The sequence below is a fragment of the Pseudomonas sp. NBRC 100443 genome (assembly GCF_030268185.1).
GTDB lineage: Bacteria > Pseudomonadota > Gammaproteobacteria > Pseudomonadales > Pseudomonadaceae > Pseudomonas > Pseudomonas citronellolis.
This window is the reverse complement of the sequence record NZ_BSQE01000029.1, coordinates 27,961-48,007: the sequence shown is the minus strand read 5'-3', so window position 1 is coordinate 48,007 and position 20,047 is coordinate 27,961. Positions and strand designations below refer to the sequence as shown.

General features: G+C 68.7%; 19 protein-coding genes. 15 read left to right on the top strand and 4 right to left on the bottom strand.

Annotated elements, in window-relative coordinates; translation table 11 throughout:
- The 4 genes from QSJ95_RS28590 to QSJ95_RS28575 form a co-directional block, all read right to left on the bottom strand.
- A complete protein-coding gene (locus QSJ95_RS28590) occupies positions 1-1,974 on the bottom strand; it encodes a phospholipase D-like domain-containing protein (protein WP_285646948.1) in 1,974 nt (657 codons plus the stop codon).
- Between the two features lie 2 nt (positions 1,975-1,976).
- Positions 1,977-4,865 carry a type VI secretion system Vgr family protein gene (locus QSJ95_RS28585; protein ID WP_285646946.1) on the bottom strand — a complete coding sequence of 963 codons (2,889 nt, stop codon included), beginning with the start codon at positions 4,863-4,865 and terminating at the stop codon, positions 1,977-1,979.
- A gap of 42 nt (positions 4,866-4,907) precedes the next feature.
- A complete protein-coding gene (locus QSJ95_RS28580; RefSeq protein ID WP_069866530.1) occupies positions 4,908-5,162 on the bottom strand; it encodes a PAAR domain-containing protein in 255 nt (84 codons plus the stop codon).
- 114 nt (positions 5,163-5,276) lie between these two features.
- The gene (locus QSJ95_RS28575; protein ID WP_285646943.1) at positions 5,277-6,329 is read right to left on the bottom strand and encodes a hypothetical protein; all 1,053 of its coding nucleotides are present in this window, start codon (positions 6,327-6,329) and stop codon (positions 5,277-5,279) included.
- A gap of 608 nt (positions 6,330-6,937) precedes the next feature.
- On the opposite strand from QSJ95_RS28575, the gene QSJ95_RS28570 reads away from it, so the two are divergent.
- From QSJ95_RS28570 to QSJ95_RS28500, 15 genes are read left to right on the top strand one after another with little or no spacing between them, the layout of a single operon-like run.
- On the top strand, positions 6,938-7,780 hold the full coding sequence (locus QSJ95_RS28570) for an ABC transporter ATP-binding protein (protein ID WP_134163483.1): 843 nt from the start codon (positions 6,938-6,940) through the stop codon (positions 7,778-7,780).
- Positions 7,781-7,800: 20 nt separating this feature from the next.
- The gene (locus QSJ95_RS28565; protein WP_069862201.1) at positions 7,801-8,799 is read left to right on the top strand and encodes an ABC transporter substrate-binding protein; all 999 of its coding nucleotides are present in this window, start codon (positions 7,801-7,803) and stop codon (positions 8,797-8,799) included.
- 16 nt (positions 8,800-8,815) lie between these two features.
- Positions 8,816-9,589 (top strand): ABC transporter permease, encoded by a 774-nt coding sequence (locus tag QSJ95_RS28560; protein ID WP_285646940.1) that lies wholly within the window; start codon positions 8,816-8,818, stop codon positions 9,587-9,589.
- A 10-nt stretch (positions 9,590-9,599) separates the two neighbouring features.
- On the top strand, positions 9,600-10,361 hold the full coding sequence (locus tag QSJ95_RS28555) for an SDR family oxidoreductase (RefSeq protein ID WP_285646938.1): 762 nt from the start codon (positions 9,600-9,602) through the stop codon (positions 10,359-10,361).
- 11 nt (positions 10,362-10,372) lie between these two features.
- On the top strand, positions 10,373-10,906 hold the full coding sequence (locus tag QSJ95_RS28550) for a cupin domain-containing protein (protein ID WP_043315315.1): 534 nt from the start codon (positions 10,373-10,375) through the stop codon (positions 10,904-10,906).
- A 19-nt stretch (positions 10,907-10,925) separates the two neighbouring features.
- Positions 10,926-11,762, top strand: coding sequence for an alpha/beta fold hydrolase (locus QSJ95_RS28545; protein ID WP_285646935.1), 837 nt, complete (start codon positions 10,926-10,928; stop codon positions 11,760-11,762).
- A gap of 4 nt (positions 11,763-11,766) precedes the next feature.
- Entirely contained in the window at positions 11,767-12,588 is an 822-nt protein-coding gene (locus QSJ95_RS28540; RefSeq protein ID WP_043315318.1) for an IclR family transcriptional regulator, read from the top strand.
- Entirely contained in the window at positions 12,585-13,382 is a 798-nt protein-coding gene (locus QSJ95_RS28535; protein ID WP_285646933.1) for an SDR family oxidoreductase, read from the top strand. The genes QSJ95_RS28540 and QSJ95_RS28535 overlap by 4 nt, the downstream gene beginning before the upstream one ends.
- Positions 13,375-15,057 carry a thiamine pyrophosphate-binding protein gene (locus QSJ95_RS28530; RefSeq protein WP_285646930.1) on the top strand — a complete coding sequence of 561 codons (1,683 nt, stop codon included), beginning with the start codon at positions 13,375-13,377 and terminating at the stop codon, positions 15,055-15,057. The genes QSJ95_RS28535 and QSJ95_RS28530 overlap by 8 nt, the downstream gene beginning before the upstream one ends.
- 10 nt (positions 15,058-15,067) lie before the next feature.
- Positions 15,068-15,871, top strand: a complete 804-nt coding sequence (locus tag QSJ95_RS28525) for an aspartate dehydrogenase (protein ID WP_285646928.1) — start codon at positions 15,068-15,070, stop codon at positions 15,869-15,871.
- A 10-nt stretch (positions 15,872-15,881) separates the two neighbouring features.
- Positions 15,882-17,369 (top strand): aldehyde dehydrogenase, encoded by a 1,488-nt coding sequence (locus QSJ95_RS28520; protein ID WP_285646926.1) that lies wholly within the window; start codon positions 15,882-15,884, stop codon positions 17,367-17,369.
- Positions 17,366-18,334: a VOC family protein gene (locus tag QSJ95_RS28515; RefSeq protein ID WP_285646924.1), complete on the top strand. Its 969-nt coding sequence runs from the start codon at positions 17,366-17,368 to the stop codon at positions 18,332-18,334. The genes QSJ95_RS28520 and QSJ95_RS28515 overlap by 4 nt, the downstream gene beginning before the upstream one ends.
- A gap of 11 nt (positions 18,335-18,345) precedes the next feature.
- Positions 18,346-19,488 carry an FAD-dependent monooxygenase gene (locus QSJ95_RS28510; RefSeq protein ID WP_285646922.1) on the top strand — a complete coding sequence of 381 codons (1,143 nt, stop codon included), beginning with the start codon at positions 18,346-18,348 and terminating at the stop codon, positions 19,486-19,488.
- A gap of 9 nt (positions 19,489-19,497) precedes the next feature.
- A complete protein-coding gene (locus QSJ95_RS28505; RefSeq protein ID WP_043315328.1) occupies positions 19,498-19,815 on the top strand; it encodes a hypothetical protein in 318 nt (105 codons plus the stop codon).
- 1 nt (position 19,816) lies between these two features.
- Complete coding sequence (locus tag QSJ95_RS28500) at positions 19,817-20,038, top strand: recombinase-like helix-turn-helix domain-containing protein (RefSeq protein ID WP_074985997.1); 222 nt, start codon at positions 19,817-19,819, stop codon at positions 20,036-20,038.
- Positions 20,039-20,047 lie beyond the last annotated feature (9 nt).

The following is a 20,047-nucleotide window of genomic DNA, read 5'->3' as shown; positions in this document are numbered from 1 at the left end:
TCAATCCAGTCGACTTCGCTTTGGGCTATCACGAAAAAATTCAACCAACGATGCAAATGGAGCATATCTTGGAGCAGAGGCTCCATGCCCCCCACCACTCGCTCTATTACTTTCCAAGCGAGACTTATTCTGATTAATAATTAACTGCCACTGTTTGAACGCCTCCGCCGGATCATCCTGCGCCCCCATCCCCTTGGTATGGATTCCCCAGATACTCTGACGCAACGGCTTGGTGATGCCTGCATCTTCATGGCAGATATTCAATTCGCTATCTACTTCCATGCTACGGGTATTGATATTGGCCGAGCCCAGCGTCATGAACACGTCGTCGACTATCATCAACTTGCTGTGGATATAGACATCCATCCAGTTGCCCGGCGGCGAGTCGGGAGCCACCAGGGTGCAGACATGGACTTTCAGGCCCGGCACTTCGGTGGGCACGATGGTCTTGTTGTCCTGCTTCTGCTTGGAGATTTTGCGTGCCAGTTCATCGCGCTCGGCGATGGCCTTTTCCAGGCGTTTCTTGAGGTTCTCCACGGCGGAGGCCGGAATGGAGGCCAGCCGTGAGTCATTGTTGTAGCTGCCCAGGGCCATCTGCATGTACTGGACGTTCTGGTTGGCTTTGGCCAGTTCCCGGTCCAGTGCATCGTTGCGCTCGGCCTCGGCGACCTTAGGCAAGACATCCGCTCGGCCCAGGCTCTCCAGCATGCGGTAGGTATTGATGGTGCCATCGCCCATTCCTGCATCGCTGGAATTGGTGACGACGAACAGGTGAATCGGGCCATCCTTTCCCGGATCACGTCCCTTTTCCAGGTGCGCGACGGCAGTCTGCTTGATGAGCTTTGCCAGGGGCTCCCAACGGAAATACTGGTTCTCGATATAGATGAACTGGGTGACATTGTTGGCAGCCTTCTTGTACAACTGCTTGATGTCCTGCCTGCCGACCTGGGACTGGGTGCGCAGCACCTGGGTCATCAGCGGCTGGCCAAAGCCCGAGCGCGGCTTGAGCTGGCAGGCGATGGCCTTGCGAGGCGGGAGCAGGTCGATACCGGTGGACATCTTCCAGGCCTCGCAGAAGTTGAGGTTCAAGGCCTCCAGGACCCGCCCGGTCACCCGGCTGGAAATATCCTGGCGCGGCGTCAGGCCATTGCGCCCCATCTGCGCATGCATGCGCAGGTGGCTGTGGTCATCCTTGTCCCAGTAGGCATCGAGCATGTTGTGGCCCATAACGAAACCCATGGCCATTTCCGGGTGCTCGTAGTCGACCAGGACCATCTTCTGGTGATGCGAAGGTTCGGCGGACATCGCCGTGGCGTTCGCTGCCTTGGTCTTTCTGCTGCGTTCGGAGTCGTCGCCACGCATGGCTACGCGCCAGGCGATCTCTGCACGCGCCAACAGGCCGAAATCGCGCGTGACGAACTCCACGTTGGCGAAATAGTTGGTGGGGTCACCACCGAAGCGCAATTTGTTGAAGAAGTCCTGGGTCAACTCCAATGGTCCACGCCCCTGCTTGACGTTGCTCAGCCGGGCCTGGGAATACCAGGCATCGTCGAGCTCACGCTGCGCCTCATTGCGCAGGTCGAGGTCGCGGCTGCGCAACCGGTTCAGCGAGCTGCCGAGGTTGTCGCCGGGGGTCATGTTCTCGCCGTACTGGGCGATGTGCAGGCTGTCGTACCAGCAGAGCACCCGGACCTTGACGCCCTCGGCGCCTTTACGCGCCAGCAGTTCGCCGATGCACAGGCTGTTTCTATCGCCCCGCCGGAAGTACATGGACGGCTGGAAGCCCCAGCAGATGATCTCGACGCTGTGCTTGGCCGCGACTATCGCATCGTAGACCGCCCCGAAGGCTCGCTCGCCATTCACCAAGGGTTCGAAGGTGCTTTCAAGCGGAGAGTACTCGGTTTGTGGCACGAACCAGCGCAAGTTGACGTTGCCGGATTGAGTCATACTGGTGGCGATCGGGCAGCTTTCCATGCTCACTCCTTGGAATCCTTTTCGAACAACGAATCGTAGGCCTGGCGGAACAGGCTGCGGTCCCCTCCGGACTCCAGCATATCCGGGTTGTGCAAGGTCTCGTGGTGATGCAACCCACGGTTGGCGCGCTCACCGTTCTCCTGGTCGCCCAGGTACTGGCTGGCCACCGGAATGTCGAAACGCACGCCGTTGGCCAGTTCCAGGGTGTAGCGGTCGGTGGTGACATGGTGGTCGATTTCCAACTCGCCGCTGTCATCCATCACGCCCTGCTTGAGCAGTGCTCCGCCGGCGAAAAGCTGGTAGGGCATGCCGGTCCAGGGCATGTAGCTGGCGGCATTGCTGCGACCGGTCCGCAGGCGCAGCTTGCTGTTGACCGAAGCGCTCGGCCAGGCGGGATTGTCGGGGTTGAGCCGGGTCGGCCCGCTGAACACCTTTTTCGCGCCCTTCACGTCGATGGCGCCGGGGGCGTGGATTTCGATGTTGCCGCCCTTCAGGCGGATGTAGGCGCCGCCGCTGGTGATCAGGATTTCCTCCTGCGCGGCGATCTCGATGCGCTGGCTGGTGGAGGTGATGCGCACGGTCTTCTGCGCCGTCAGCTCCATGTCGTCGCTCTGCGCCTGCAGCTCCACCTTGCCCTTGGCCGCAAACAGCTTGGCCCCGGCGCTCTGCGCGAACAGGCTGATGCGCTGCGCCACGCTGGCCAGCAGCGATTGCCCGCTGGCCAGGCTGATGTCCGCGCCGGTGCTCAGCGTCAGGTGCTTGCCGCTGTGCAGGTGGGTGCTTTGCGGGGTGGCGGTGGCGATGTCGGCCGGCGCCGAGGCGATCAGCAGCGGCTTGTGGTAGCCCGGCGCCTGCCCGCGGCCGCCGCTGCGGATCGCCCAGGCGGTGTCGCCGCCATTGCGTTGCTGGCTGCTCGGCCCGGTATCGGCCCCGGTCTGTTCACCGTAGCGCAGCTCGGCGTCGCTGTTCAGCTGCTGGAGGCTGTCGAGGCCCGCCTGCAACGCCTCGGCGTTGTGCTGGCGGGCGCTTTCCGAGAGGCTGCGCAGGCGCTCCTCGCTGTCCTTCAGTTGCGCCTGCGCTTCGCCGCTGTCCAGTTGCCCGCCCTGGGCGTTGCCCCGCGCCCAGGTGCTCAGGTACAGGCCCTGCTGGGCGCGCAGGGCGCCGTAGGCGTCGGTGCGCAATTCGAAGCCGCTGCCGCGCAGCGCGCCGCGCCGGTTGCCCTGCTGGTCGATCAGGTAGCCCAGGTTCAGCTGGCTGCAGCCGTAGCTGCTGTGGATCTGCGTGCGCACCTGCCCGGTGGAGTCGTCCATCACCCACTGGTTGAAGCCGCTGCCGGCGATCTCCTTGCTCTTGTAGCCGCTCATCAGGCCGCTGGAGTGCCAGGCCGGGCGGTGTCCGCCGTAGACCTGGCCGAGCACCAGCGGGCGGTCGATGTCGTTGTCGAGGAAGGTCACCAACACTTCCTCGCCGGCTCGCGGCACGTGCACGCTGCCCCATTCCGGGCCGCTGCTGGGCTGCAGCATGCGCAGCCAGCAGGTGCTTAGCTCGCCGTCCGGGCTCAGGCGGTCCCAGTGGAAGCGCACGCAGATGCGGTTGAGTTCGTCGGTGAAGACTTCGTGGCCCGGCGGCGTCACCACCACCGCGGTCTGCGGGCCGGGGTGCTCCGGCTTGAAGTGCTCCTGGGGGCTGCGATAGGGCAGCGGCCAGGTCTGGCCCTCGAAACGGTTGAGGTAGAAGCCCGGCGCCTCGAGGCGCGCTTCGGGCGCCAGGCCGTGGCCGCGCCAGGCCTCGGCGAGCAGGGGTTCGAGGCTGCCCTGTGGAACACGGCGCTGCTCGGCCAGCGGCAGGTTGCTCTGGGCGAAGAATTCCACCTCGATCAGCAGGAAGCGCCGCGCCTCCGCGCCCTTGTCGTCGTACAGCGGGTGCTGGCTCAGTTCGAACCAGTGGCCGGCGCACATCTGTCGCACGCCGCCCTCGCCGTGGATGCGCCGGGCCGCCGACTCCTGCTGCTCCATGCGCACCTGGCCGAGCCAGTCGCCCCGCTCCTGGGCGTTCCAGCCGTACTGCCCGCGGTAGCCGTAGCGCTCCAGGGCACGCGGCGCCGAGGCGGCCGACAGGGCCGGGGTCTGTGCTTCTCGCGGTTGCCCGTGGCTGCGGTAGTCGACGCTGCGCGCGCTGACCAGGCCGCTGAGCAGGCGCCCGCCGGTGCGCCAGCCGGTGATGCCGTCGCGCGCCTCCGTGGCGGCCTGGCGATGGAAGCGCAGAAGCTGCGGCGCCAGCGGCTGGAGGCTGTCGGCATCGTCGATGAAGACCAGGCGGTGACCCTCGGCGTCGTGCTCGACGTACCAGAACAGCCCTTCCTGCTCGCACCAGCGCTGCACGAAGTGGGCGTCGCTCTCGTTGAACTGGGTGACGTAGGACAGCGCCGGGTATTCCCGCCGCAGTTCCAGGCGGTAGCCGTCGCCGGCCTGTTCGTAGTGAGCCAGGACTTCGGCGAGGATCTCCGGCAGGCTGCGGTTCTGCCAGATGCGGCAGTCGCTGCGGTACTCCAGCAGCATGAACCAGGGCCGGAACACCAGTTGCCAGTCGTGCAGGCCGCCGTCGCTGCCCAGGTAATCCAGGCCCTGCACCAGGCCATGGCGGTAGGCCAGGCTGCCGTCGTCGAGCATCAGCGCCAGGCGGACGGGCTGGCCGATCAGGCGCTCGGGATCGAAGTCGGGGTCGGCACAGGCCACGTCCACCACGTAGCGTGGCAGCCGGCCCAGGCGCTCCTGGCCGTGGGCCCGCAGGGCCAGCAGGTGGTCGGGGCCGAGCGGGGTGTGCAACTGCAACAGGCGGCCGGCCTGGGTCGGCTGCTGCCCCAGCCAGAAAGCAAGGTCTTTCGTGTCCATACGAAGGGTTCCTGAAGATGAAAGAGCGACGATCAGCCGTGGCTAGAGGATTCCACTGTCGAGCTGAGTGGCGATCAGCCGTGCCCCGCAGGAGATCAGGTCTCCGTCCCGGGCGACGGCACGGCCATCGACGACGGTGCTCGCATCACCGGTGACGATCACCCCGACGCCGTGCGGGCAACTGACCTTGTCGCCGACCCGCGCCACCGGCAGGCCGTTGATGAGCGATGTCGGGGAGCCTTCCAGCACCTTCCCGCCATCGGATGTGGGATCGTTGAGAACGATGATCGGGCGCATGACGACCTCCCTGTACCGCGCGAAATGAATGAGTCCGGTTCCGGACACTAACAAATGGCTGCTTCCCTGAGGAATGCTGCCAGAGTGATGGCCCTCCCCCACGAGGGCTTCCTTCTACGCTTCCGCCTTCGCCGATTCGGCAGCCAGCAGCCAGGCGTCGTCGGCCCCTGTCAGGAGCGCCACAACGCGGGTCTGGGACCAGGCCAGGCGGGCTACGGCCAACTGCGCCAGGCGCAGATGGTCCGGGCCGATGCTGCCGGTCAGCCGGCTCACATCGACAACGCCTTCCGGCTCGCAAGCCGGCAGATGCCCTTGGAGCAACTGATGCAACTGGCGCAGCTGTCCGACGCTGCGGGCGCTCTCGACTATCAGCGCACCGACTCTTCCTTTATCCACGCCATGAGCTTCGCAAGCATTTTCCAGTTGCTTCGACGGCGCCTCGACAGCCTGCTCCGCAACCTTGGTCCGCCATACCGGCAAGGTCGTCGGCGATCCCTCGGACAACTGTCGACGAAACAGCAGCAGCACGATGCTCTCGCCAGGCATCGCGCCTGGCACGTGCCAGGAGGGCGACTGGACATGAACCTGGCTGTCCACCGCCAGGCAGAGCAGGTACTCGGGGCCTTGGGGAGCGGAGAACTGCTCGGCCAGCCAGGCTGCGGGTTCCGAGGCGATCAGGTCGAACCCCTGCCCCGGTATCAAGTCGTCCGGCCAGATCGGTAGCACCTGCATCAACCAACGCTCGACGGAGACTCCACTCGGCGGCAGCAGCGCGATACGGCTGGCGGAAATATCCAGGCCATCCAGTTGCCGGCAATCCTCCAGCGCGGCCAGCAGCAATTGCGAAGCACGTGGCAGCAGTTCCCGCTCAGCGGGCTTCCCGCTGTCCACACGCAGGAAAACCCGCTGCAGGCCACGGGCATCCAGCAGGCGGGCATCCAGGGACGGTTCCGGCACTTGCGCCAGCGCCTCCAGAGTGATCGAGGCGGTGGCAGGAATCCCCGGCAGGCGCACCCTGGCATCGACCAAAGCGGCCATGCCCGTCAGGAACGCACGGCGCGATGGCGCTACGCGCTCCGGCTCGGGGCGCAGGCGCTGCAGCCGGTCATAGATGGAGCCGCCATGGGGATAAGGTGAAGAGGAATAGGCAGACCTCCATCCACTCATGGCCGTGGCTCCGGCATACGCGGGATGGAGGGGGTCGCAAACGGGAATGGGTTGGATAGCGCCATCCTTTGCTCCTTGGCTTGTCGACATCCGAGTCAGGGCGTCGAACTTAGCAAATCTCCGGACAATGCCGAAATGAAGGGAAATTGCCATCATCCGGACCCATGCCCGCTTCGGCGAGCAACGCAACGCCACCGTCAACCACCAGTTCTGAACCCGCACCGCGGACGGCCATTCCCTGTAGGAACGAGCTTGCTCGCGAACCGCTTCCGCAGCGGGGCCCGTTCGCGAGCAAGCTCGCTCCTACAAAGTCCCCCTCGCCTTCCCCGCAAATCCCTCGCCTTCCCGCCGCGCCCCTGATGGCGCACTGATAGGTAGCACCCGCAGCCGATCTGCTACCTCGCTGTGCAGAAATTTCCCAGTGCCTTCGAAAAACCATTTCATGGGTGAAACAATCGGGCGTTTCACAGCGGAAACGCACAACTATTTGATTAATAAGGAATAAACAAAAGCACTCGTCAGAAAAATCACGTGGCATTGTTCATGCATAAATCAACGCACCGTATATGAAACATAGTGAGATGAGGAACATGGCTGCCACCCAAGAGATGTACGCCGTCGTAGAACGGGGAACCAACTCCATGCGTCGCCAGGAAGGTGCGCGGCCGGCCGACGTGGAGATCGTCTTCGAGAACGTCGGCAAGTGCTTCCCGAAGAAGGGCGAGCGCGATGCGCCCTTCGCCGTGCGCGGGCTGAACTTCAGCATCCGCAAGGGCGAGGTGGTTTCCATCATCGGCCCCTCCGGCTGCGGCAAGAGCACCCTGCTGAACATGGGCAGCGGGCTTTATACCCCCAGCGAGGGCGCGGTGTTCGTCGGCGGCGAGCGGGTGGTCAAGCCGGTGGCCAAGGTCGCCTTCATGCTGCAGAAGGACCTGCTCATGCCCTGGCGCAGCATCCGCCGCAACGTCGAGCTGGGCCTGGAGATCCAGGGCGTGGCCGCGGCGCAGCGGCGCGCGGTGGCCGAGCGGCTGATCGACAAGTGCCACCTGGCCGGCTTCGGCGACCACTACCCGTTCCAGCTCTCCGGCGGCATGCGCCAGCGCGCGGCCCTGGCCCGCACCCTGGCCATCGACCCGCAGGTGCTGTTCCTCGACGAGCCGTTCTCGGCCCTCGACGCGCAGACCAAGATGATCCTCCAGCAGGACCTGGCGCAGATGCTCTACGAGCAGCAGAAGACCGCGCTGTTCATCACCCACGACCTCATGGAAGCCATCGCCCTCTCCGACCGCATCCTGGTCATGAGCGCCCGCCCCGGCAACATCATCGAGGAGATCGAGGTCGACCTGCCGCACCGCGACAACCCCCTGGAACGCCGCAAGCTGCCCGGCGCCGGCCCCCTGGTCGGGCACCTGATGGACCTGCTGAAAGTCGGCGACGACCTTCTCCACTGACCCCGCACGAGGACCCGCTCATGCGCAACACCCTGCTCTCCCGCTTCGCCGGACCGCTGCTCGCCCTGTGCGCCTGCGCCGCCAGCGCCGCGCCCACCGAGGTCACCTACCTGCTGCCGGCGCCGCCCAGCTCGCCGGCCTTCGCGCCCTGGGTCATCGCCCAGCAGAAGGGCTACTACGCGGCCGAGAACCTCAAGGTGACCTTCCTCGCCGGCAAGGGCGGCGTCGACGTGGCCAAGCAGATCGGCTCGGGCAACGCCCTGGTCGGCGGCGCCATCGGCGACACGCCCATCGTGGTGCGCGCCAACGGCGTGCCGGTGAAGGCCGTGGCCGTGCTCGGCGGCGGCGGCGTGACCCTGCTGGCGGCCAGCACCGACAGCGGCATCGATTCGGTGAAGGCGCTCAAGGGCAAGACCCTGACGGTGATGTCCTACTCCGACACCACCTACTACGCCCTGCTCGCCTCGCTGCGCAAGGCCGGCCTGGGCCGCGACGACGTGGACATCCAGGCCGCAGGTCCAGCCGGCGTCTGGCAGCTGTTCTCCGCCGGCAAGGCGCAGGCCATGGCCGGGGTGCCGGACTGGTTCGTCAACGCCGAGGACGCCGGGCTGAAGGCCAGGCTGCTGCCCCAGGACCAGGTGTTCGAGAGCATGGCCCAGGCCATCCTCGCCTCCGACGACGCCATCGCCAACCACCCGGATGTGGTCCAGGGCGTGGTCAGCGCCACCCTCAAGGGCATGGCCGACATCATGGCCGATCCCAAGGGCGCCGCCGCCACCTTCGCCGCCGCCGTGCCGGCCTACAAGGGCAAGGAGGCCTCGCTGGAACGCATCTTCCGGCTCTACGACGAGCACGTGTACCCGGGCCAGGCAGTCCCCGGGCACATCGACGAGCAGCGCCTGGCCAAGGTCGCGCGCTTCTACGTCGAGGAAAAGATAGTGCCGCGCGCCACCCCGCTGGCCGAGCTCTACACCAACCGCTTCGTCGAGGCCAACGCCGCCCGCCTGGCGCAACAGTAAGCACCCGGAGTCGCACATGACGCTTTCCCGTTCGAGCGCCGGCAGCCTGGCGCTGCTGGTGGTTTTCCTCGCCCTCTGGCAATGGGGCCCGGGCCTGCTCGGCATGCCCGAGTTCGTCCTGCCCAACCTCACCCGCGTGGCCCGGGAGGCCGTGACCATGTGGCAGACCGGCAACCTGCTGGAGCACAGCCTGATCACCACCCTGGAGATCATCGTCGGCTTCGCCCTGGGCGCCCTGCTGGGCGTGGTCATCGGCGTCGCCCTGGGCCTGTCGCCGTCGGCCGAGGCCATGCTCTCGCCCTACATCCTGGCGCTGCAGATCGCCCCCAAGGTGGCCTTCGCCCCGCTGTTCGTGATGTGGCTGGGCTACACCATGTACCCGAAGATCCTCATCGCCATCCTCATCGTGTTCTTCCCGGTGATGATCAACGTGCTCTCGGCGATCCGCACCGTCGACCCGGACATGATCAACCTGGTCCGCGCCCTGAGCGCCAACCGCTGGCAGCTGTTCCGCCTGGTGGAGTTCCCCTCGGCGATGAGCGCGCTGTTCTCCGGCCTGCGCATCGCCTCCACCCTGGCGGTGATCGGCGTCACCGTCGGCGAGCTGGTCGGCGGCAACAAGGGCCTGGGCTTCCTGCTGGTGGACGCCGAGGGCCAGGGCAACACCGCCGGGGTGTTCGTCACCATAGTCGCGCTCACGCTGATCGGCGTGCTCGCCTACGCCGCGGTGGTCTGGGCCGAGAAGCGCGTCCTGCACTACCTGCCCAAGGCCAACCTGGCCACCGCCTGAGGACGCCCCCATGACTGCAAGCAACCTGTTGCAAGGGCGCCGCGTGCTCATCACCGGCGGCGCCGGCGGCCTGGGCCTGGCCTTCGCCGAAGCGGCGGCCCGCGCCGGGGCCCGCGTGGCGATCGCCGACCTGCGCGCCGACGCGGTCCAGGCGGCCGCCGCCAACCTGCGCGAGCAGGGGCTGCCGGTCGACGGCCTGGCCCTCGACCTGCGCGAGCCGCACTCCATCACAACCTGCGTGGAAGCCGCCGTGGAACGCCTCGGCGGCCTCGACGGCCTGGTCAACAACGCCGCGGTGACCAACTCCGGCGGCAAGCCCGGCGAGGCGCTGGACATCGCCACCTGGGACCTGGTCATGCAAGTCAACGTGCGCGGCGCCTGGCTGATGACCAACGCCTGCCTGCCGGCGCTGCGCGCAAGCGGCCGCGGCGCCATCGTCAACCTGGCCTCCGACACCCCGCTGTGGGGCGCGCCCAACCTGCTCGCCTACACCGCCAGCAAGGGCGCGCTGATCGCCATGACGCGCACCCTGGCGCGCGAGCTGGGCGCCGACGGCATCACCGTCAACGCCATCGCCCCCGGCCTGGTGGAGGTCGAGGCCACCGCCTACGTCCCCGCCGAGCGCCACGAACTGTACCGCCGCCAGCGCGCCATCCAGCGCGCGCAGCTGCCCGCGGACGTGAGCGGCGCCGTGCTGTTCGCCCTGTCCGACCTGTCCCGCTTCGTCACTGGCCAGACCCTGCCGGTCAACGGCGGGTTCGTCATGCTCTGAGGAGAAAACCGATGACCGATCTCAACCTGCAACAGCAACCCAAGAGCTGGGAACGCCCGGCCGGCGCCAGCTTCGAGCAGTGGTGCAACTCGCGCATCGCGCGCTATTCCACCCGCCAGTACGACTGGAACGCGCTGAAGTTCCAGGCCGACTACGACCCCAAGTACCGCCGCGCGCAGATGCGCTACATCGGCACCGGCGGCACCGGCGTGAACGCCGACAACAACACCATCCCCTCCGAGCACTTCACCTTCTCCACCATGGTCATCCCGGCCGGGCATGAAGGCCCGCCGCACCTGCACGTCGACGTCGAGGAAGTGTTCTTCGTCCTGCGCGGCAAGCTCAAGGTGATCCTGGAGAAGGACGGCGAGCGCTTCGAGACCATCCTCGGCGACCGCGACGTGATCTCGGTGCCGCCGGGCGTGTACCGCGAGGAAATCAACATCGGCGACGAGGACGCGCTGATGTGCGTGATGCTCGGGGCGAAGAAGCCGATCACCCCGACCTACCCGCCAGAGCACCCGCTGGCCAGCATCAAGCGCTGAGGGCCGGACGATGACGGCGATGAGCACGGCGGCCGCCTGGCAGGCCGACCTGGAACGCGACTTCCCGCAGCGCCTGGTGCGCCGCGGCGAGGTCGTCAGCGCCTGGCGCGAGGCCGGCGCGGCCGATGCCCCGGCGCTGGTGCTGCTGCACGGCATCGGCTCAGGCGCGGCCTCCTGGCTGCCGCTGGCGCAGTGCCTGAAGGCGCGCGCGCGGCTCATCGCCTGGGACGCCCCCGGCTACGGCGAATCCACGCCGCTGGCCGAAGCCGCGCCGCGGGCGGAAGCCTACATGCAGCGCCTGCGCGAGCTGCTGGACGCGCTGGACGTGCAGCGCTGCGTGCTGCTCGGCCATTCCCTGGGCGCGCTGACCGCCCTCGCCCTGGCCAACGCTGAGCCGCGGCGCGTTGCCCGCCTGCTGCTGCTGAGCCCGGCGCACGGCTACGGCGCGCGCCCGGCCGAAGGCGAAGCGGTGCGCAGCCGGCGCCTGGCCGCTCTGGCCAGCGAGGGCATCGCCGGCCTCGCCGAACGCCGCGCCCCGGCCATGCTCGGCGCCAGCCCGAGTGCCGAGGCGCTGGCCTGGGTGCACTGGAACATGGCGCGGCTCAAGCCCCACGGCTACCGCCAGGCGGTGGAGCTGCTGTGCGGCGACGACCTGCTGCGCCTGGGCCGCCCGCCGGTGCCCGTCGAGGTGCTGTGCGGCAGCGAGGACGGCATCACTCTGCCGGCCGCCTGCCGCGAAGTCGCCGCGGCGCTGGCGGCACCCTTCCAGCTCGTCCCCGGCGCCGGCCACGCCAGCCCCATCGAATGCCCCGAAGCCCTGGCCGGACACCTCGTCCGCTTCCTCGACAAGGACTGAAACCATGAGTACCGACACCCTCACCGAAAACCAGGAACGCTACATGGTTCCGGGGCTGGAACGCGGCCTGACGCTGCTGGGCGAGTTCACCCGCCACGACCGCACCCTCACCGCCCCGGAACTGGCGCGCCGCCTGCAGCTGCCGCGCACCACCATCTTCCGCCTGCTGGCCACCCTGGAGGCCCTGGGCTTCGTCACCCGCAGCGGCAACGAATACCGCCTGGGCATGGCGGTGCTGCGCCTGGGCTTCGAATACCTGGCCTCGCTGGAGCTCACCGAGCTGGGCCAGCCGATCCTGCGCCGCCTGTGCGACGCCATCGGCTACTCCTGCAACCTGGTGGTGCGCGACGGGCGCAACATCGTCTACGTGGCGAAGATCTCGCCGCCGTCGATCCTCACCAGCGCGGTCAACGTCGGCACCCGCCTGCCGGCCCACGCCACCGTGCTCGGGCGCATCCTCCTGGAAGACCTGGACCTCGCCGCGCTGCGCGAGCTGTATCCGGAGAAGCAGTTGGAGCGCTTCTCCGAGGGCACCCCGCGCAACACCGAGGAGCTTTTCGACCTGGTGCAGAACGACCGCCTGCGCGGCTATGCGCTGAGCGAAGGCTTCTTCGAGGCGAGCATCTCCACCGTCGCCGCGCCGGTGCGCGACCACACCGGGCGCGTCTGCGCCGCCATGGGCGTGACCATCCCCGCCACGCGCATCGCCGAGCACCTGCTGGAACCGCTGGTGCGCCAGGTGCGCAACAGCGCCGAGGAACTCTCCGGCCTGCTCGGGCACATGCCCAACCCCAACGTCCTGTCGCTGCAGAGGGTGCATTCATGAGCCTGTGCGACCTGCGCGGCCGCGTTGCCGTGGTCACCGGCGGCAGCTCCGGCATCGGCCTGGCCACCGTCGAACTGCTGCTGGAAGCCGGCGCCGCCGTGGCCTTCTGCGGCCGCGACAGCGGGCGCCTGGCGCAAGCCGAAGCCGATCTGCGCCAGCGCTTCCCCGACGCGCGCCTGCTGGCCGCCCCCTGCGACGTGCTCGACGCCGGCCAGGTGCGCGACTTCGCCGCGCGCTGCCAACAGCAACTGGGCGCCGCCAGCATGCTGGTGTGCAACGCCGGCCAGGGCCGCGTCTCCACCTTCGCGCAGACCAGCGACGAAGCCTGGCGCGACGAGCTGGAGCTGAAGTTCTTCTCGGTGATCCACCCGGTGCGTGCCTTCCTGGCGCAGCTGGAAGGCCAGGCGAACGCCGCCATCGTCTGCACCAACTCGCTGCTCGCCAGCCAGCCGGAGCCGCACATGGTCTGCACCTCGGCGGCCCGCGCCGGGCTGAAGAACCTGGTGCGCTCGCTGGCCGTCGAGTTCGCCCCGAAGGGCATCCGCGTCAACGGCATCCTCATCGGCCTGGTGGAGTCCGGCCAGTGGCGCCGGCGCTTCGAGGCCCGCGAAGAACGCGAGCTGGACTGGGCGCAATGGACCGCGCAACTGGCACGCAGCAAACAGATTCCCCTGGGGCGCCTGGGCCTGCCGCGCGAAGCCGCCAACGCCCTGCTGTTCCTCGTTTCACCGCTGTCGGCCTACACCACCGGCAGCCACATCGATGTATCCGGAGGCTTGTCCCGCCATGCGTAACGAAAACTCGGTCACCGTGGGCGCCGCCGTCGCCGCCTTCCTCGAACAGTGCGGGGTCAAGGCCGCCTTCGGGGTGATTTCCATCCACAACATGCCGATCCTCGACGCCTTCGCCGTGCGCGGCAACATCCGCTTCGTCATGGCCCGCGGCGAGGCCGGCGCCACCAACATGGCCGACGCCTACGCCCGCGCCAACGGCAGCCTGGGCGTGTGCCTGACCTCCACCGGCACCGCCGCCGGCAACGCCGCCGGAGCCCTGGTCGAGGCGCTGACCGCCGGCACCCCGCTGCTGCACCTGACCGGGCAGATCGAGACGCCCTACCTGGACCAGGACCTGGCCTACATCCACGAGGCCCGCGACCAGCTGGCCATGCTCAAGGCGGTGTCCAAGGCGGCCTTCCGCGTGCGCAGCGCCGAGACCGCGCTGAGCACCCTCAAGCTCGCCGTGCAGACTGCCCTGAGCGCGCCGGCCGGCCCGGTCAGCGTGGAAATCCCGATCGACATCCAGTCCGCCTACATCCCCATGCCCGAAGACCTGGCGCCGCTGCCGGTGCCGGTCGCCGCGCCCACCGCCGAGACCCTGGACCGCGTCGCCGAGCGCCTGGCCAGCGCGCGCCGGCCGATGCTCTGGCTCGGCGGCGGCGCCCGCCACGCCGGCCGCGAAGTGAAGCGCCTGATGGACCTGGGCGTGGGCGTCATCACCTCCACCCAGGGCCGTGGCGTGGTCAACGAGGACGACCCGCGCTGCCTCGGCGCCTTCTCCCAGAACAAGCGGGTGGAAGCCTTCCTGCAAAGCTGCGACGCCCTGCTGGTGGCCGGCTCGCGGCTGCGCAGCAACGAGACCTTCAAGTACGCCCTGAAGCTGCCGCCGGTGACCTACCGCATCGACGCCAACCCGGCCATCGAGGGCCGCTGCTACAACAGCGAGCTGTTCATCTGCGGCGACTCGGCGCTGGCCCTGGCCGGCCTGGCCGAGCGCCTGGAGGGCCGGCTGAAGGTCGAGCCGGGCTTCGCCGAGGAACTGCGCCAGGTACGCGAGCAATCGCGTGCGCAACTGCTGGAAGAACTCGGCCCCTACGCCTCGATGGTCGAGCAGCTGCAAGGCATGACCGGCCGCGACTTCACCTGGGTGCGCGACGTGACCCTGTCCAACAGCATCTGGGGCAACCGCCTGATCCACCTGTTCCACCCCCAGGCCGGCATCCACGCCCTCGGCGGCGGCATCGGCCAGGGCCTGTGCATGGGCATAGGCGCGGCCATCGCGGCGGCGGAGAACGCCCCGCAGCGCAAGGTCTTCGCGCTGTGCGGCGACGGCGGCTTCATCCTCAACCTGGGCGAGATCGCCACCCTGGTGCAGGAGAAGGCCAAGGTGGTGATCCTGCTGATGAACGACCAGCGCTACGGCGTGATCCGCAACATCCAGGACGCCGTGTACGGCGGCCGCCACTGCTACGTCGACCTGCACACCCCGGACTACGCGCGCCTGGCCGAGTCGGTGGGGCTGCGCCACGCGCTGGTCAAGGACCTGGCGGACTTCGCCGGCGTGCTGGAAAGCGCCTACGCCGCCGACGGCCCCTTCCTGCTGGAAGTGGACATGTGCGCGGTGGGCAACTTCGCCAAGCAGTTCGCCGGCCCGCCGAACATGGAAACCCGCCACCAGAAGGCCACGGCCTGAGGACCCCGCCATGCTGCACATCGCCATGATCGGCTGCGGCGCCATCGGCCTCAGCGTGCTGGAAATGCTCAAGGACGACCGCGACCTGGCGCTCGACCAGGTGGTGGTCCCGGCCGGCCACCTCGACCAGGCGCGCCAGCGCCTGGCCGGCATCGCCGCGCAGGCCCGCGTCGTCGAGACCCTGGACTACGCCCGGCGCCCCGACCTGCTGGTGGAATGCGCCGGCCACGCGGCCCTGGCCGAGCACGTGATCCCGGCCCTGGAGCGCGGCATCCCATGCCTGCTGGTGTCCATCGGCGCGCTCTCCGAGGACGGCCTGGCCGCGCGCCTGGAAGAAGCCGCGCGGCGCGGCGGCACCCAGGTCGAACTGCTCTCCGGGGCCATCGGCGGCATCGACGCGCTGGCCGCGGCCAGGGTCGCCGGGCTGGACTCGGTGGTCTACAGCGGGCGCAAGCCGAGCCGCGCCTGGAAGGGCACGCCGGCCGACGAGCGCTTCGACCTCGACGGCCTCACCGAACCCACGGTGATCTTCGAGGGCAGCGCCCGCGAGGCCTCCTCGCGCTACCCGAAGAACGCCAACGTCGCCGCCACCCTGTCGCTGGCCGGCCTGGGCCTGGACGCCACCCGCGTGCGCCTGATCGCCGACCCCAACAGCGAGGAGAACGTGCACCACTACCAGGCCCGCGGCGCCTTCGGCGAATTCGAGATGACCCTGCGCGGCAAGCCGCTGGCGGCCAACCCCAAGACCTCGATGCTGACCGTGCTCAGCATCGTCCGCGCGCTGGGCAACCACGCCCACGCCGTCTCCATCTGAGGACAGCGCCATGCTCGATCTCGACGCAATCCAACCCATCTGCATCGCTGGCCAGTGGCGCCTGGGCGGCGGCGACCTGTACGCCAGCCACTACCCGGCCGACGGCTCGCCCATCGCCCGCCTGCACGCCGCCGGCCTGGCCGACGTGGAAGAAGCCATCCAGGGCGCCCAGCGCGCCTTCCTCGCCAGCGGCTGGGCGCAGCGCAAGCCCCACGAGCGCGCCGCGGTGCTGTACCGCGTGGCGCAGCTGATCCGCGAGCACGCCGAGGAACTGGCGCAACTGCAGCGCCTGGACAACGGCAAGCCGATCCGCGAGACCCGCGCCCTGGTGGCCAGCGCCGCCGGCACCTTCCAGTTCTTCGCCGCGGCCTGCGAGACCCTGGAGGAAAGCATCAGCCCCTCGCGCGGCGACTTCCTCAGCATGAGCGTCTACGAGCCCATGGGCGTGGTCGCCGCCATCACCCCGTGGAACTCGCCGATCGCCTCCGAGGCGCAGAAGCTGGCGCCGGCCCTGGCCGCCGGCAACGCGGTGCTGATCAAGCCGGCGGAAATCACCCCGCTGGCGGCCCTGGCCCTGGCGCGCCTGTGCATCCAGGCCGGGGTGCCGGCCGGGTTGATCAGCGTGCTACCGGGCAAGGGCTCGCTGATCGGCGACGCCATCACCCGCCACCCGCTGGTCAAGCGCGTGTCCTTCACCGGCGGCACCAGCACCGGCAAGCACATCGCGCGCATCGCCGCGGACAAGATGATGCCGGTGTCCATGGAGCTGGGCGGCAAGTCACCGACCATCGTCCTGGAAGACGCCGACCTCGACCACGCCGTGGCCGGGGTGCTCTACGGCATCTTCAGCAGCTCGGGGGAATCCTGCATCGCCGGTTCGCGGCTGTTCGTCGCCCGGCCGCTGTACGAACGCTTCCTGCAACGCCTGGTCGAAGGCGCCGAGCGCCTGCGCATCGGCGACCCGGCCGACGAGGCCACGCAGATGGGCCCGCTGATCAGCGAGCGCCACCGCGAGAGCGTCGAGCGCTACGTCGACCTGGGCCTGTCCGAGGGCGGCCGCCTGCTCGCCGGCGGCCGCCGCCCGCAAGGGCCGCAGTACGAGCGCGGCTGGTACTACACCCCGACCATCATCGACGGCCTGGGCAACGATGCGCGCCTGTGCCAGGAAGAGGTGTTCGGCCCGGTGCTGGCGGCCCTGCCCTTCGACGACGAGCGCCAGCTGATCGAGCAGGCCAACCACAGCGTCTACGCCCTCGCCGCCGGCATCTGGACCCGCGACTTCCAGCGCGCCTGGCGCCTGGGCCGCGCCGTGCAGGCCGGCACCGTGTGGATCAACACCTACAAGCAATTCTCCATCGCCACCCCCTTCGGTGGCTGGAACGACAGTGGCCTGGGGCGCGAGAAGGGGCGCCTGGGCATCCTCCAGTACATGGAGCAGAAAGCCCTGTACTGGGGCCTCAACCAGCAGCCCATCGCCTGGGCCGGAGCGACAGCATGAGCGTACTTGGCATCGACGAGATCACCTACGGCGTGGAAGACCTGCCGCGCTGCCGGCGCTTCTTCGAGGACTGGGGCCTGAGCCTGGTCGACGAGCGAACCGACCAGGTGGTCTTCGAAACCCTCAACGGCTGCCGCGTGGTGGTCGCCGCCCTGGACAAGCCCGGCCTGCCGCCGGCCATCGAGCCCGGCTCGACGGTGCGCGAGGTGGTCTGGGGCGTGGCCAGCGCCGACGACCTGGCGCTCTACGCCAGCCGCATCGCCACGGCGCCGGGCTTCGTCGAGGGCGGCGGGCGCATCGGCTGCACCGACCCCAACGGCCTGGCGATCCGCCTGCAGGTCACCCGCAAGCGCGAGCTGGTGCTGAAGGAATGCGGCGCGCACAACACCTGGAACAGCAAGGCGCGGATCAACAAGCCCAGCCCGATCTACGAACGCGCCACCCCGGTGGAAGTCGGCCACGTGGTGTTCTTCGTCAAGGATGTGGATGCCTGCGAAGCCTTCTACCGCGAAGCCTTCGGCTTCCAGACCTCGGACCGCTACCCCGGCCGCGGCGCCTTCCTGCGCACCGCCGAGGAAGGCGGCCACCACGACCTGTTCATGCTCCAACTGCCGGCGCCGCGCGCCGGGCTGAACCACGTCGCCTTCACCGTGCGCGACATCAACGAGGTGTTCGGCGGCGGCATGCACATCGCCCGCTGCGGCTGGGACACCGAGATCGGCCCCGGGCGCCACCCGGTGTCCTCGGCCTTCTTCTGGTACTTCAAGAACCCCGCCGGGGCGCTGGTGGAGTACTACGCCGACGAGGACCAGCTGACCGGCGACTGGCAGCCGCGCAGCTTCGAGCCAGGCCCCACGGTGTTCGCCGAGTGGGCCATCGCCGGTGGCCTGGACGGCGTCACCCGGCGGCAGAAAGGCGCCGAGGGCCCGCAAGGCAAATTCCTGACAGAAAAGAACAAGAGCTGAGGAGAAAGCCCATGTCCAAGCTGAAGATCGGCGTGCTCGGCGCCGGCATCGGCGGCCTGTGCGCCGCCATCGCCCTGCTGCACGCCGGCCACGACGTCGTGGTGTACGAACAGGCCAAGGCGTTCCTGCGCGTCGGCGCCGACATCAACCTGACGCCCAACGCGGTCAAGGCCATCGACGGCCTGGGCGTCGGCGAGGCGGTGCGCGCCAGCGCGGCGCGGCCCACCCACCGCATCAGCCGCACCTGGGACAGCGGCGAGGAAACCTCGCGCCTGGAGATGGCCGACGCCGCCGAGCGCAAGTACGGCGCGCCGCAGTTGACCATCCACCGCGCCGACCTGCTGGCCGCCCTGGCCGAAGCCTTCCCTCTGGAGCGCGTGCGCTTCGCCCAGCGCGCCCAGGCCGTGCGCCAGGAGGCCGACGGCGTGCACATCGAATTCGCCGACGGCGGCCAGGACCGCGTCGACGTGCTGATCGGCGCCGACGGCATCCATTCGGTGGTGCGCGCCGCGCTGTTCGGCGAGGAGCACCCGCGCTTCACCGGGGTGGTCGCCTACCGCGCCGTGGTGCCGGCGGTGAAGGTCGCCCAGGTGCCGCACATCCAGGCTTTCACCAAATGGTGGGGGCCGAACCCACAGAGCCAGATCGTCACCTTCCCGCTCAACCGCGGCCGCGACATCTTCATCTTCGCCACCACCGCCCAGGACAGCTGGCACCTGGAAAGCTGGACCACCCAGGGCAGCGTCGAGGAACTGCGCGAAAGCTACGCCCACTACCACCCGCACGCCCGCGCCCTGCTGGAGGCCTGCGACGAGGTGCTCAAGACCGCCCTCTACGAGCGCGACCCGCTGCCCTACTGGACCCGCGACAGCCTGGTGCTGCTCGGCGACGCCTGCCACCCGATGATGCCGTTCATGGCCCAGGGCGCCGGCCAGGCCATCGAGGACGCCGTGGTGCTCGGCCGCATGCTCGCAGGCGTGCGCGAGCTGGCGCAGGTCCCGGCGGCGCTCGCGGCCTACCAGGACGCGCGCCTGGAACGCACCAGCCAGATCCAGATCGGCTCGCGCGGCAACCAGTGGCTCAAGGCCGGCGGCAACGCCGACTGGGTGTACGGCTACGACGCCTGGGCCATCCCAGTCGACCACGCGGCCTGAGGAACGAGCATGAGCGAAACCCTGCTGTTGACCGTGCTGCTGCGCCACGACCAGTCGAAGAACCTGGAGGACATCCAGGCCCACATGAAAAAGATGGACTGGTGGGAACGCTTCCCCGGCGAAGGCGTGGAGATCGTCTCCTGGACCGTGGCCATGGGCCTGGGCCAGATCGTCACCCTGCGCCTGCCGCCGGCGCTGCTGCCGCGCGTCAACGTCGAACTGGAGCGCTCCGCCTGGGGCGTGTTCCGCAGCGAATGCTACCCGACCTACGACTTCGTCCCGGTGCGCGAAAACATCCGCGAACGGGTCCGCAATGGAGGCCAATGAAATGACCGAGCCCTACAACGAAACGCACCAGTCGCGCAGCCGCCCCAGCACGCCCTTCGAAGACCTGCTGGGCGACTCCATCGAGCGCGCCTACGCCGCCGGCAGGCACGACCTGCCGAGCCTGCTGGAGCACCTGAACCTGGCCGGCCCGCCCTGCCCGCTGACCAGCGGCGAGTGGACCGAAGACGCCTACAAGACCCTGATGGCCCGCCTGGGCGAATAACGGGCAAGG

Excerpts from the sequence above, each read along its gene's own strand:
- QSJ95_RS28520 (WP_285646926.1), top strand. The coding sequence starts at position 15,882 with ATGCTCGATCTCGACGCAATCCAACCCATCTGCATCGCTGGCCAGTGG.
- QSJ95_RS28585 (WP_285646946.1), bottom strand. The coding sequence starts at position 4,865 with ATGGACACGAAAGACCTTGCTTTCTGGCTGGGGCAGCAGCCGACCCAG.
- QSJ95_RS28510 (WP_285646922.1), top strand. The coding sequence starts at position 18,346 with ATGTCCAAGCTGAAGATCGGCGTGCTCGGCGCCGGCATCGGCGGCCTG.
- QSJ95_RS28565 (WP_069862201.1), top strand. The coding sequence starts at position 7,801 with ATGCGCAACACCCTGCTCTCCCGCTTCGCCGGACCGCTGCTCGCCCTG.
- QSJ95_RS28570 (WP_134163483.1), top strand. The coding sequence starts at position 6,938 with ATGTACGCCGTCGTAGAACGGGGAACCAACTCCATGCGTCGCCAGGAA.
- QSJ95_RS28590 (WP_285646948.1), bottom strand. The coding sequence starts at position 1,974 with ATGGAAAGCTGCCCGATCGCCACCAGTATGACTCAATCCGGCAACGTC.
- QSJ95_RS28580 (WP_069866530.1), bottom strand. The coding sequence starts at position 5,162 with ATGCGCCCGATCATCGTTCTCAACGATCCCACATCCGATGGCGGGAAG.
- QSJ95_RS28540 (WP_043315318.1), top strand. The coding sequence starts at position 11,767 with ATGAGTACCGACACCCTCACCGAAAACCAGGAACGCTACATGGTTCCG.
- QSJ95_RS28515 (WP_285646924.1), top strand. The coding sequence starts at position 17,366 with ATGAGCGTACTTGGCATCGACGAGATCACCTACGGCGTGGAAGACCTG.
- QSJ95_RS28535 (WP_285646933.1), top strand. The coding sequence starts at position 12,585 with ATGAGCCTGTGCGACCTGCGCGGCCGCGTTGCCGTGGTCACCGGCGGC.
- QSJ95_RS28525 (WP_285646928.1), top strand. The coding sequence starts at position 15,068 with ATGCTGCACATCGCCATGATCGGCTGCGGCGCCATCGGCCTCAGCGTG.
- QSJ95_RS28505 (WP_043315328.1), top strand. The coding sequence starts at position 19,498 with ATGAGCGAAACCCTGCTGTTGACCGTGCTGCTGCGCCACGACCAGTCG.
- QSJ95_RS28560 (WP_285646940.1), top strand. The coding sequence starts at position 8,816 with ATGACGCTTTCCCGTTCGAGCGCCGGCAGCCTGGCGCTGCTGGTGGTT.
- QSJ95_RS28575 (WP_285646943.1), bottom strand. The coding sequence starts at position 6,329 with ATGAGTGGATGGAGGTCTGCCTATTCCTCTTCACCTTATCCCCATGGC.
- QSJ95_RS28555 (WP_285646938.1), top strand. The coding sequence starts at position 9,600 with ATGACTGCAAGCAACCTGTTGCAAGGGCGCCGCGTGCTCATCACCGGC.
- QSJ95_RS28530 (WP_285646930.1), top strand. The coding sequence starts at position 13,375 with ATGCGTAACGAAAACTCGGTCACCGTGGGCGCCGCCGTCGCCGCCTTC.
- QSJ95_RS28550 (WP_043315315.1), top strand. The coding sequence starts at position 10,373 with ATGACCGATCTCAACCTGCAACAGCAACCCAAGAGCTGGGAACGCCCG.
- QSJ95_RS28545 (WP_285646935.1), top strand. The coding sequence starts at position 10,926 with ATGAGCACGGCGGCCGCCTGGCAGGCCGACCTGGAACGCGACTTCCCG.
- QSJ95_RS28500 (WP_074985997.1), top strand. The coding sequence starts at position 19,817 with ATGACCGAGCCCTACAACGAAACGCACCAGTCGCGCAGCCGCCCCAGC.